Below are 12767 nucleotides of genomic sequence, written 5' to 3'. Positions count from 1 at the left end.
ACATTTACCCAAATATATTGCTTTATTATAATAAACTATACTAAAATTTATATTAAATACAATTGCTTTACACATTATAACACATTAAGGGAGGAATATTTTATGAAAAAAGAATTTAGGAAAAAAGTTATTGAATCCAGAAAAAGTAAGAGTGCAGATTTTGTATTTAATAATTCAAATTTAATAACAGAAAAATTACTTCAAATGAAAGATATAAGAAATGCAACTAATATAATGCTTTATCTAGACTTCAATAACGAAGTTCAAACAGATAGTTTAATTCAAAAACTTTTATCCCTAAAGAAAATAGTCTCAAGCCCTATTACAATAAAAGAAAATCATACATTAATCCCTACTCAAATAACAGACTTAAAAGAAGGATTGAAAATTGGAACATATGGAATAAGAGAACCTAAAGAAAAATCACCTACAATCGATATCAAGGCCTTAGATGTTGTAATTGTACCAGCTGTAGCATATGATATAAATTGCTATAGACTAGGATATGGTGGAGGATTTTATGATAGGTTTTTAGAAAACTTAAGAAAAGATGCTATAACTATAGGAATAGCATTTGATTTCCAAATATTCAATTCTATCCCAAAAGAAACTCATGATGCACAATTAAATTATATAGTTACTGAAACTAGAATTATCACACCAGACAATTAGAATAGCAAATATTGTTAATATCACATCTTAAGTCATGGCTTTTAAAATAATAATAAACACATATCATTTACTTATAATAAAAACCATGACTTTATTATATAAACTACTTAGTTATTTAGTTATAAAACATATTTTTATTTGGTTGAATTTAATTCTATTCTATCTGGAAGCTCACTCATATTTGTTTCAACAACTATGTACGGATAAGAGTCCTCCTTATCTTTATACTTTATCTTGACTCTTAAAACATCTTTTCCTTCTTCACTTACACTTTCTATTTTGTTCATTTCTATACCATATTTATTATTTCCTCTAGTTACTATGATGTATATTTTGTTATCAATTTTAGCTGCCAAAGCTCTTTCTTCATTTGTATACTTATCCATGACATCAAGTATTTTTTCTGGTATTGAATTTCTTTGTAATATCGTATAATCTACAGGCTTAGATTTCTCTACAAACATACTTGGTATGAATATAAATCCCCCTATAACGAATACAAGAGCTATAACTCCATAAATTATACCTTTAATATTAAATTTTACATTCAATCTTATCACTCCTCCCATCTATTCTAAATATATGATTTACAACCTTATCTTAGACTCTAAATTATTGATTAGAATACGTTTATCCATAATTATAAATATATGTAATACTATTAAAAAACATATTTTCGACATTTTATAATAAATAAAACATAAAATAAAAAGAGCTATATTAAAACAATTTAATTGTTTTAATATAGCTCTTTGATTTTCAATCTTAAAATGTTTATTTGTCACTAACGCCTTCTTGATATCCAGATGTCTTTGTAATCTGTCTATAAAGAACACAGACCAGTATTATGACGCCCATATATCCAGTGTATGGATATAAGATACCAACCAGCTTGTCAAATGGTAGGAATCCACCTATAAGACCTAATATAGCTGTTATTATTGTTATTATCTTAAACTTAGGATGATTATCATCAACAAATCTATTAGTTACTGACCATAATAGAGGCACAGCTGTTGTATATATACCTAATATAAGAATTATTGAGAATAAAACTCCAACTATTGGTGAAATCTTATCAGCTAAGAATAATGAAGGTATTGCTTTTGAATATAGATTTCCTATATCAGAAAGAATAGCTAAGTGCATCATTATAGCTGCTGCCATAAGTGCTACCCCACCTAATATACCACCACAAACAGCTTCTTTTTTATTAGCAGCACTTGCTCCTAATCCTGTTAAGAATGCCATGACAACGATTGTATTATAAGTAGTGTATATTACACCAGATAGGTATGCGTTTGGAACTGGTTTAGTTATCTCTACAGTTCTAAGAACTTCTGCCGCTTGACCTATATTACCTATATTATTAGCTAAACTTATACCACCAACTAAAAGTGTAAAGATTATTATTATAGGTCCTATTCCACCTAGTATCTTTGATAATTTATCAAGACCTAGTGAAACAGTTAATAATGCTACTACTGCCATACCAACTCTACCTACAAATGGATTTAATCCATAGTACTCAGTTAAAGTTGCTCCTGCTCCTGAAATCATTACTACGAAAACACCAAATAAGAATAATGGTCCAAACCACTCAAAGAATATTCCTAAATACTTACCACAATAAACACGATAAATTTTGATAGGTTCTTTAAGTTGAAGTTCTTTACCTTTTGACATAACTGAAGCACCCATCCATGAGAATAATACCATTGAAATTATCCCACCAATAACTCCTGCGAAACCATAAAAAGTGAAAAATTGCATTATTTCCTGTCCTGTTGCAAATCCAGAACCAATTACTGTTGCTACATAAGCTCCTGCGAAACTTATGACTGTTTTAACATTTACCTTTTCTGACATATCTCAGTTACCTCCCCACGTGAAATTTTTCATCTGCTTAAACAATTCGATAAACTACCTATAATTTCCTTTAACATAAAATACATGATAACTGTTTTAGAGCTTTTTAGTATAATAACTTAAAACTTATAATATATCTTTTATACAGTATACCTCCCTCCATAAGATTTATTAAATTCTTTTTTGTCTAAGTAGCTTTTATATATAAAATTAATTTCCCTATAAACTATATATTAGTCATATTTTTCTGAATAGTCAATATATATTTGAATATTTTCTCTATTTTTGTAAAAATTTGAATATTTTATTACATTTTTGATATATTGATATCATGTATAAAAAAGAGAGATATAAATTAATACAGACCTTTATATCTCTCCTTCAAATATACTATATTATTAACAAATATGAATAATTTATATGTCTTAAATTCTTTTTGCAAGAATGGCTTCTTTGACAGCTTTTATTATATCATCACAAGTTAATTCATATTTTTTTAACAATTCATTTGGAGCACCAGATTCTCCAAATGAATCTTTAACTCCAACTTTTTTTACTATAGTTGGATAAGACTCTCCAACTACTTCACTTACAGCAGAACCTAACCCTCCAATTATACTGTGTTCCTCTACAGTTACTATGGCATTTGTTTCTTTTGCTGTTTTTAATATTAAATCCTTATCTATAGGTTTTATTGTAGACATATTTATGACCCTAGCACTTATACCTTCTTCTTGCAACTTTTCTTGTGCCAGTATAGCCTCATTTACCATAATTCCACAAGCTATAATAGACACATCATTTCCATCTCTTAAAACTGTACCTTTTCCTATTTCAAACTCATAGTTTTCATCAAATAAAATTGGTACTGAGCTTCTTCCTAATCTAACATAAACAGGACCATTATACTTAGCTACTTCAAAAATCATTTTTTCTGTTTCAACACCATCAGCTGGAACAAGAACTGTCATATTTGGTATAGCTCTCATTATAGCAATATCCTCTACACTTTCATGAGATGCTCCATCTTCTCCAACAGTAAGACCTGCATGAGTAGCACAAATTTTTACATTTAGTTTTGGATAGCAAACTGAATTTCTTATAATCTCAAAAGCTCTTCCTGTAGCAAACATAGCAAAAGTACTTGCAAAAGGTATTTTGCCAGCAGTTGATAATCCACAAGCAGCACCTATTAGGTTTTGTTCTGCTATACCCATATTAAAAAATCTATCTGGAAATGATTTATAGAAGTCGTGTGTCTTTGTAGATTTTGATAAGTCTGCATCTAACACAACAACATTGTCATTTATTTGACCTAGCTTTACTAATGCTTTACCATATGCCTCTCTCGTCGCCATTTTACTCATTGTCAGCACCTCCTAGTTCAAGCAAGGCTTTTTCTAACTCTTCATCACTTGGAGCTGTTCCGTGCCATCCTGCTTGATTTTCCATAAAAGATATTCCTTTGCCTTTTATAGTTTTTGCAATTATCATTGTAGGTTTTTTAACTGTTGATTTAGCTATGTCAAGAGCAGCAAATATTTGGTCAAAATCATGTCCATCTATTTCAATTACATTCCATCCAAAAGCTTTAAATTTATCAACTATTGAACCTAAATTCATTACACTTTCTGTATCTCCGTCTATTTGAAGCCCGTTATTATCTAAAAAAGCAATTAAATTATCAAGCTTATAGTGTGCAGCACTCATAGCAGCTTCCCAAACAATACCCTCTTGAACTTCTCCATCACCAAGTAAAGTATATACGTTCCATGGTGCATTATCAAGTTTTGATGCCATCGCCATACCACACGCAACTGAAAAACCTTGCCCTAGAGAACCTGTAGATATCTCTATACCAGGCGTACCTTTCATATCTGGATGACCTTGTAACATTCTTCCAATTTTCCTTAGACCATCAAGTTCTTCCTTATCAAAATAGCCTTTTTCAGCCAATGTAGCATATAATGCTGGTGCAGCATGTCCTTTTGATAATACAAATCTATCTCTATCCTCCATTTTAGGATTTGAATAATCCACATTCATTTCATCAAAGTATAACGCAGTAAGTATTTCAACTACTGATAATGACCCTCCTGGATGTCCAGATTTGGCTCTATGTATCATGGAAACTATATCTCTTCTTATGATACGCGCAATCTCATTTAATCCTTTATGGTCTCTCATGCAATTACCTCCCTTGAGTTCGTAATTTTATATCAATTCCATATTATTATATCACTTTTATGCTATTTTTTTGCGTTATTTTTGATTTTCTTAATACACGCTACCAAAATTAAATACTAAAAGATATTTCCAAAGAAAAAAGGGATTGTCTAATAAAAGACAAACCCCTCTTTAAAAAGTAAACAATCCTAAACTTATTTGAAGTCCATCGTCTACTTTTATCATCATATTTTCATCTAGACAACCAATTTTCTCCCTCAGTCTCTTTTTATCAATAGTTCTAATTTGCTCTAAAAGAATTACTGAGTCTTTATTAAGCCCATATTCATTGGAACTTATCTCTACATGAGTAGGTAGTTTGGCTTTATTAATCTGAGATGTTATAGCTGATACTATAACTGTAGGACTATATTTATTACCTACATCATTTTGTATTATCAGAACAGGTCTAACGCCTCCCTGCTCTGAGCCAACAACTGGACTTAAATCAGCGTAATATAAATCACCACGCTTTATTTCACAATTAGTACTCACCTTGGGCAATCTTCCCTTCATTTTTATCATCAGAAGATACTTCTTCAACTGTCATACCTAACTCAGCCAATGACAGATTAATTTGACCCATTTCTCTATAACCCGTTTTCATAGATTCTTTAATATGAATTCTCTTTTTCTGAGTTATATAGAACTGAAAAGCAGCTTTTGCAAAATCTTCTCTGTTACTGTTCTCCATCTGAACTATACTATCAACTTCAGAAATCAGAGAGTCTGGTAAAGTAACTTCTATTTTTTCTTTACTTTTATCGTACACAAAATCGCCTCCCAGATTATAATATCATGGTTTTATTTTAGCAAATAACTGTTTATTTGTACAAGCTCATTATTTTCCATATAAACACGGTCAACTCTTCTTGATATCATACATAACACTTCATAGTTTATAGTTCCTAAGTCTTGGGCTATACGTTCAGCTGTAACTTCACCTTCTCCAAATAGTATAACCTCATCTCCAACTTTTATGTCTATATCTTTGTCAATTCTAACCATTATTTGATCCATACAAATTCTACCAACTACATCAAACACTTCTCCTTTAATAAGAACCTTTGGATTTTTTTGAATTCTAGTAAATCCATCTGCATATCCTATTGGAACTGTAGCGATTGTTTCTTTACCAGTAGTTGTATACTTTAGTCCATAACTTATTCCTACACCTGGTTCAACTTGTTTTATATGTCCGATTTTTGATTTTAATTTCATTGCTGGTCTTAATTCTAATCTTTCTTTAAATACATCCTCAGATGGATAATGACCATATAATATTATTCCTGCTCTTACCATATTTAATCTTAAATCAGGGCAATCCATAATAGCTGCACTGTTTGATACATGTTTTATAGCTATTTTTACACCAGCTTCGTCCAACTTATCAGACATAAATTTATAATTATTAGCTTGTTTATAAGTGTACTCTTTACTTACTTCATCAGCTGTAGCGAAATGAGTAAACATACCTTCTAAATTTATATATTCTAATTTATTTAATTTTATTATTTCCTGTACTGACTCTTCATTAGGTTGGAAACCTATTCTAGTCATTCCTGAGTCTATTTTAATGTGAACACAGGCTTTTTCTCCTAAAGATTTTGCAACCTCGTTTATCTTTTGTGCTGTTTCTAAAGAATAAACTGTCATAGTTATTTTATTTTTTATAGAATCTTCGAAAGCTTCGTCTGGAGTATATCCTAAGTTCAAAATAGGAAGTGTTATGCCATTTTGTCTAAGTTCGATTCCTTCAGCAGTTCTTGCTACTGCTAAATAATCTACTTTTTCTTTTTCTAGCAATTTTGCAACTTCTACTGCACCATGTCCATATGCATCAGCTTTTATTACTCCACAAACCTTAATATCTTCTTCTAATAAATTTTTAATATTATTTAAGTTAAATCTTAAGTTATCTAGATTTATCTCTGCCCATGTAGGCACTGTTATTTTTTGCATTTCTTTAGTCCCCCTTAGTTTCTGTATTCAAAATCATTGTATTTTACTGTAAATCTCGGCACGCCTTCTTTATCTAATACTTCCATTTTTTCAGGGTTCTTTGTGTCAGCATTTACATATAATACTTGCTTATTAAAATATTTATTATCCCCAGGAATAAAAGTTTCTAGAACCAAATGTCCTTTGGATAACTTTATTTTCATCTCTTCGTTTTGAAGATAGTTTTTTATAAAGTCTCCTATAAAAAGATATTGATTGTTCTTTCCTGTATTAGGCAATTCCACTATATCACTGATATTTGGATTTTTAACTAATATTTTATCACCTTGATACTCTATACTCTTCCCTTTTAAATGTTTTGGGGAAATTACTTCTAATTTATAGTTATCAGTTTTTTTATAAGTATGAATTAAAACATAATTGTGTGGGCTTTTATTTCCAAATACTTCTACTTCAGCTTTACAACTGTAAGAATTCATATCAGAAATCTGCTTTTGAAAGTCTTTGTATACTTCTTCTTTAGTGGACTGTCGCTTTTGGCATCCTATTACAATTATAACCAGTGCCAAAAACATAATACATACTATGGTCCACTTTTTTCTCACATCACACCTCCTACTCTAGTTTATTCATTGTATAAAGCTTTTATTATATCATATCTACAAATTATACCTTTAAGTTTATTGTCATCATCTACCACAGGAACTCTGTTTATTGATTTTTTAATCATTACATTAGCTACATCATCAAACTTATCATCTTCATGAACCTTTATTATATCTTTAGACATAAGTTCTCCAACCTTATAAGCAGCCACCTGTTTTATATCTTTTTCTACTTTTTTTAAATCATCTAAGAAAATCAATCCTTGTAATAGATTTATATAGAGAGGTGCTTCTATATATTTTTCCTTTTTAAGAATATCTGTTTCAGAAATCACTCCAACCACTCTGTTTTCTGAATCTACAACTGGCAGACCTCCTATTTTTTCTGCAATTAGCATATTAGCTACATCTGCTATACTATCATCTTGTTTTGCTACTATTACATCTGTTGTCATTATTTCTTTTGCTGTTTTATCCATCATAATGTAATCACTCCTTAGTCCTTAATTATGGTTATCGCATTTGCTATAGCATAATCTTTTGAATGTGATATTGAAACTTTTATTTCTAAAACATTATAATCTATGCACATTTTTGCAAGATTATTATAAGTTTTTACTATTGGTTTTCCCATTTCATTTCTGAGAACTTCTATGTCTTTAAAGTTAAATACTCTAATTCCTGTACCCATAGATTTACTTATAGCTTCCTTAGCTGCGAAATTACCTGCTATACTTTCTGCTTTAAAATTCTTAGAATTAAAATATTCAATTTCTTTATCAGTAAATATTTTTTCCAAAAACCTGTTATTTTTTTCTACAGCTTTTCTTATTCTGTCAATTTCAATTATGTCTACACCAATATCAAATATATTCATTGTTCCTCCAGAAAATTTATAATGCTTCTTTAAATATTAATAATGAATTTATAAATTTACTATTGATAATACATATTATTATTTAGTTTATGTTACTTATCTTAATTTAATAATCATTATAATAAAATTGTAACTTTTAAAATTATTTGTAATGAATATTATATACAAATCTATTATATTATTTATTATACTACACAACTAAGCAAATTTTTTAAATTTTATAAAAATTTTATATATATTTATTATATGAAGATGTTTTCATTTACATAAAACCTAGCTAAACCTTCTTTATATTCTGAATTACAACATAATTTTGCAGTAAATTTAAATTTTTTGTGAATTTATTATCACTAAAAATTTACAATTTTTTTGTTATTTTATTAACACTAAAAAACAAAAAAGTCATTTTATCCAAAATACTTTTTTGGTCAAAATGACTTTTCAGATTATAAATTAATTTATTAAATCCATTCAGCAGATTCTGTTAATATAACAGTTTTATTCTGAGCTACATTAACAAATCCTTCTGCTATTTTTGCTTCTTTAAAACTTCCATCTTTTTTTATCTTTAAAGTTCCTACAGGTATACCTGAAACAAATGGTATATGACCTTTCAATACTCCTTTGTCTCCTTTTGTAGTTCTAACTACTATCATTTCAACGTCTCCATCATAAAAAGTATTATCTGGAGTTACAACTTTCAATGAAAATTCACTGGCCATGACTACATACTTCCCTTCGCTTTTTTAACAGCATCTTCTATTGTTCCTACAAACAAGAATGCTGACTCTGGTAAGTCATCATGTTTACCTTCAAGAATCTCTTTAAATCCTCTTACAGTCTCTTTAACAGGAACATATTGACCTGGATTTCCTGTAAATTGCTCAGCAACTGTAAATGATTGAGATAAGAATCTTTGTATCTTTCTAGCACGTGCAACTATTAACTTATCTTCATCAGATAATTCATCCATACCAAGTATAGCGATTATATCTTGAAGTTCTTTATATCTTTGAAGTATTGATTGTACACCTCTAGCTACTTCATAATGTTCTTTTCCTACTATATTAGGGTCAAGAATTCTTGATGTAGATTCAAGAGGGTCAACTGCTGGATATATACCCAATGATGATATTTGTCTAGATAAAACTGTTTTTGCATCTAAGTGAGAGAATGTTGTAGCTGGTGCTGGGTCAGTTAAGTCATCCGCTGGTACATATACTGCTTGAACAGATGTTATTGAACCTTTTTTAGTTGATGTTATTCTCTCTTGAAGCGCACCCATTTCAGTAGCTAATGTTGGCTGATAACCAACAGCTGATGGCATACGTCCTAGAAGTGCTGAAACTTCTGAACCAGCTTGTGTGAAACGGAATATATTATCAACGAAAAGTAAAACGTCTTGTCCTTGCTCATCTCTAAAATGCTCTGCCATTGTAAGTCCAGTTAAAGCAACTCTCATTCTTGCTCCTGGTGGCTCATTCATCTGACCAAATACTAGAGCAGTTTTATTTATAACTCCAGATTCACTCATCTCTCCATAAAGGTCATTACCTTCTCTTGTTCTTTCTCCTACTCCTGAGAATACAGAAATACCACCATGTTGCTTAGCGATATTGTTTATAAGTTCTTGTATTAAAACTGTTTTTCCTACTCCTGCTCCTCCAAATAGACCTATTTTTCCACCTTTTAGATATGGTGCTAGTAAGTCAACTACTTTAATACCTGTTTCCAGTATTTCAGCTGTAGTTTCTAGTTCATCATATGCTGGTGCTGGTCTATGTATAGGTAATTTAGGTGCAGATTTTGGAGCTGGTTTTCCATCAACTGGTTTTCCAAGAACATTAAATATTCTACCTAAAGTCTCGTCTCCAACAGGAACACTTATTGGTCCACCTGTATCTACAACTTCCATACCTCTTACAAGTCCATCTGTCGCACTCATAGATATACATCTTACAGTATCATCACCTATATGTTGAGCAACTTCTGCAACTATTTCTTTATCTCCTAACTTTATTACTAACGCATTTAATAAGTTAGGTAGGCTTTGTTCACTATCAAACTTAACATCTAGTACAGCTCCTACAATCTGTACTACTTTACCTACATTTGCCATTTCCTAACCTCCCTATTTTAGAGCTTCAACTCCACCAACTATCTCTGTTATTTCTTGAGTTACAGCTGACTGTCTTGCTCTGTTATAACTTAACTCTAAATTAGATAGCATTTCATTCGCATTGTCTGTGGCTGATTCCATCGCAGTTCTTCTAGCACCTTGCTCTGACGCAAAAGATTCCAAAATTCCACCATATACTGTACCTGATATAAATTGAGGTACTATATAACTCAAAACTGCCTCTGCTGATGGTATATATTGTACTTTTGATTTACTTTGCTTTTCTTCTTTTATTACACTTCCTTGGTCATCTGTACCTTTCTCGAAAACTAATGGAAGCAATTTTAAAATTTCAACTTCTTGCGATAAAGCTGATTTAAATTTTGTATAAGAAATATAAACTTCATCTACTTCACCTTTTTTATACAGGTCGATAATAGTTTGTGAAATTTCTATCGCATCTTCATATCCACAAGCTTCCACACTATTTATATCTTTTGCTATATTGTAATCTCTTTTAGAAAAGAATTCATGAGCTTTCTTTCCTACAGTTATAACTGTTTCCTTTTTACCTTGCATATGAGATACAGATTCCTTTAACACATTGGAATTGTATCCACCAGCAAGACCTCTGTCTCCAGCTACTACTATATAGCACTTATTCTTTACTTCTCTTTCTTTTAAAAATTCATTTCTAACTCCACGTGTTGTTTGGGCAATATCTTTTACTGTATCATACAAAGTATTAAAGTATTCTCTTGAATCTTCAGCTTTTTCTTTTGCCTTTCTAAGCTTAGAAGATGCAACTAGTTCCATAGCTTTAGTTATTTGTTTTGTACTTTCAACAGTTCCCATACGTATTTTGATTGCTTTAATTCCAGCTCCTGCCAATTAATTTACCTCCTTTTTTAAAAAGGATTATACTTCAACAACAAACTTTTCTTTAAATTCATTTATTGCATCTGTTAAATCATGAGTGAAGTCATCTCCACCTAATATTTTTCTTGATATTTCTGGATAATTATTATCTACAAATGCATACAATTCTGATTCAAATCTAGCTATATTATCTATTGGAATATCCTCTAGATGATTATTTATAACAGCGTATATTATCATAACCTGATTTTCAACTTTTATTGGTTGATGCTCACCTTGTTTTAATATCTCAACTATTCTTTCACCTTGAGCAAGTCTCTTTTTAGTATCTTCATCCAAGTCAGAACCAAATTGTGAGAATGCTGCAAGTTCTCTATATTGTGAATATGCAAGTTTTAATGTACCTGCAACTTTTTTCATTGCTTTAATTTGCGCAGAACCACCAACCCTCGATACTGATATACCAGGGTCAACTGCTGGTCTTACACCTGAATAGAATAATTCTGGTTGTAAGTATATTTGACCATCTGTTATAGATATAACGTTTGTTGGTATATACGCAGAAACGTCACCAGCTTGAGTTTCTATTATAGGTAAAGCAGTCATTGAGCCTCCACCTAATTCATCTGATAACTTAGCTGCTCTTTCAAGTAATCTTGAATGTAAATAGAATACATCTCCAGGATATGCCTCACGTCCTGGTGGTCTTCTAAGTAATAATGACATTTCTCTATATGCAACGGCTTGTTTACTTAAATCATCATATACTATAAGTACATGTTTTCCATTGTACATAAACTCTTCACCCATCGCTGCTCCAGCATATGGCGCTATATATTGAAGTGGCGCTGATTCAGATGCTGTTGCTGAAACTACTATTGTATAGTCTAAAGCTCCACCTTTTTCTAGTGAATTAACCAATTGAGCTACAGTAGAACGTTTTTGCCCAATTGCTACATATATACATATAACATCTTTTCCTTTTTGATTTAATATAGTGTCAATAACTATAGATGTTTTACCAGTTTGTCTGTCACCTATTATTAACTCTCTTTGACCTCTACCAATTGGTATCATTGAATCTATTGATTTGATTCCTGTTTGTAATGGTTCATAAACAGACCTTCTATCTATTATACCAGGTGCTTCAGATTCAACTGGTCTAGTTTTTGTATATGCTATAGGTCCTTTTCCATCTATTGGTTGACCTAGAGAATTTACAACTCTACCCATTAAAGCTTCTCCAACTGGAACTTCAACTATTCTTCCAGTTCTCTTAACTATATCGCCTTCTTTTATTTCACTGTCATCACCAAGTATAACAGCTCCAACTACTTCTTCTTCTAAGTTAAGTGCCATACCATATATTTCACCTGGGAACTCTAGTAACTCACCAGACATAGCTTTCTCTAATCCATATACACTCGCTATACCATCCCCAACTGTTAAAACACTCCCTGTATCTGTTAACTCAACTTTATTCTCATAATTTTTTATTTGCTGCTTAATTATAGAACTTATTTCTTCAGGTTTTAAGTTCATGGGTTCACCGCCATTC

15 protein-coding genes are annotated in these 12767 nt (G+C 30.8%); 1 reads left to right on the top strand and 14 read right to left on the bottom strand.

Annotated elements, in window-relative coordinates:
- Positions 1-102 precede the first annotated feature (102 nt).
- Positions 103-672, top strand: a complete 570-nt coding sequence (locus tag KGF38_RS14255; protein WP_227832472.1) for a 5-formyltetrahydrofolate cyclo-ligase — start codon at positions 103-105, stop codon at positions 670-672.
- A 134-nt stretch (positions 673-806) separates the two neighbouring features.
- Here the strand turns inward: KGF38_RS14255 and KGF38_RS14250 are convergent, their stop codons facing one another.
- The 14 genes from KGF38_RS14250 to atpA all read right to left on the bottom strand — a co-directional run bounded on the left by KGF38_RS14250 (position 807) and on the right by atpA (position 12751).
- Positions 807-1223 (bottom strand): hypothetical protein, encoded by a 417-nt coding sequence (locus tag KGF38_RS14250; protein WP_054271902.1) that lies wholly within the window; start codon positions 1221-1223, stop codon positions 807-809.
- A gap of 223 nt (positions 1224-1446) precedes the next feature.
- Entirely contained in the window at positions 1447-2541 is a 1095-nt protein-coding gene (locus tag KGF38_RS14245) for a hypothetical protein (RefSeq protein WP_219673911.1), read from the bottom strand.
- 425 nt (positions 2542-2966) lie between these two features.
- A complete protein-coding gene (locus KGF38_RS14240; RefSeq protein ID WP_054271904.1) occupies positions 2967-3908 on the bottom strand; it encodes a transketolase family protein in 942 nt (313 codons plus the stop codon).
- A complete protein-coding gene (locus KGF38_RS14235; protein ID WP_054271905.1) occupies positions 3901-4728 on the bottom strand; it encodes a transketolase in 828 nt (275 codons plus the stop codon). The genes KGF38_RS14240 and KGF38_RS14235 overlap by 8 nt, the downstream gene beginning before the upstream one ends.
- Positions 4729-4899: 171 nt before the next feature.
- Positions 4900-5283: a type II toxin-antitoxin system PemK/MazF family toxin gene (locus tag KGF38_RS14230; protein WP_003421356.1), complete on the bottom strand. Its 384-nt coding sequence runs from the start codon at positions 5281-5283 to the stop codon at positions 4900-4902.
- Positions 5252-5539: a ribbon-helix-helix protein, CopG family gene (locus KGF38_RS14225; protein WP_054271906.1), complete on the bottom strand. Its 288-nt coding sequence runs from the start codon at positions 5537-5539 to the stop codon at positions 5252-5254. Before KGF38_RS14225 ends, KGF38_RS14230 begins: the two co-directional genes overlap by 32 nt.
- A gap of 32 nt (positions 5540-5571) precedes the next feature.
- Entirely contained in the window at positions 5572-6729 is a 1158-nt protein-coding gene (gene alr / locus KGF38_RS14220; protein ID WP_054271907.1) for an alanine racemase, read from the bottom strand.
- A gap of 14 nt (positions 6730-6743) precedes the next feature.
- Positions 6744-7334 carry a germination lipoprotein GerS gene (gene gerS, locus KGF38_RS14215; RefSeq protein WP_054271908.1) on the bottom strand — a complete coding sequence of 197 codons (591 nt, stop codon included), beginning with the start codon at positions 7332-7334 and terminating at the stop codon, positions 6744-6746.
- Positions 7335-7354: 20 nt separating this feature from the next.
- On the bottom strand, positions 7355-7816 hold the full coding sequence (locus KGF38_RS14210) for a CBS domain-containing protein (RefSeq protein ID WP_021386374.1): 462 nt from the start codon (positions 7814-7816) through the stop codon (positions 7355-7357).
- 14 nt (positions 7817-7830) lie between these two features.
- The gene (acpS, locus tag KGF38_RS14205) at positions 7831-8211 is read right to left on the bottom strand and encodes a holo-ACP synthase (RefSeq protein ID WP_054271909.1); all 381 of its coding nucleotides are present in this window, start codon (positions 8209-8211) and stop codon (positions 7831-7833) included.
- Positions 8212-8672: 461 nt separating this feature from the next.
- The gene (gene atpC / locus KGF38_RS14200) at positions 8673-8933 is read right to left on the bottom strand and encodes an ATP synthase F1 subunit epsilon (protein ID WP_054271910.1); all 261 of its coding nucleotides are present in this window, start codon (positions 8931-8933) and stop codon (positions 8673-8675) included.
- Between the two features lie 2 nt (positions 8934-8935).
- Entirely contained in the window at positions 8936-10330 is a 1395-nt protein-coding gene (gene atpD, locus KGF38_RS14195; protein ID WP_021386424.1) for a F0F1 ATP synthase subunit beta, read from the bottom strand.
- Positions 10331-10342: 12 nt separating this feature from the next.
- Complete coding sequence (gene atpG / locus KGF38_RS14190; RefSeq protein WP_227832470.1) at positions 10343-11221, bottom strand: ATP synthase F1 subunit gamma; 879 nt, start codon at positions 11219-11221, stop codon at positions 10343-10345.
- 27 nt (positions 11222-11248) lie between these two features.
- The gene (atpA, locus tag KGF38_RS14185; protein ID WP_054271912.1) at positions 11249-12751 is read right to left on the bottom strand and encodes a F0F1 ATP synthase subunit alpha; all 1503 of its coding nucleotides are present in this window, start codon (positions 12749-12751) and stop codon (positions 11249-11251) included.
- Positions 12752-12767: the final 16 nt, after the last annotated feature.

Source organism: Clostridioides sp. ZZV14-6387 (genome assembly GCF_020657835.1).
Taxonomy (GTDB): domain Bacteria; phylum Bacillota; class Clostridia; order Peptostreptococcales; family Peptostreptococcaceae; genus Clostridioides; species Clostridioides difficile_A.
The sequence above is the reverse complement of the archived record's forward strand: the minus strand, read 5'-3'. Positions and strand labels throughout refer to the sequence as shown.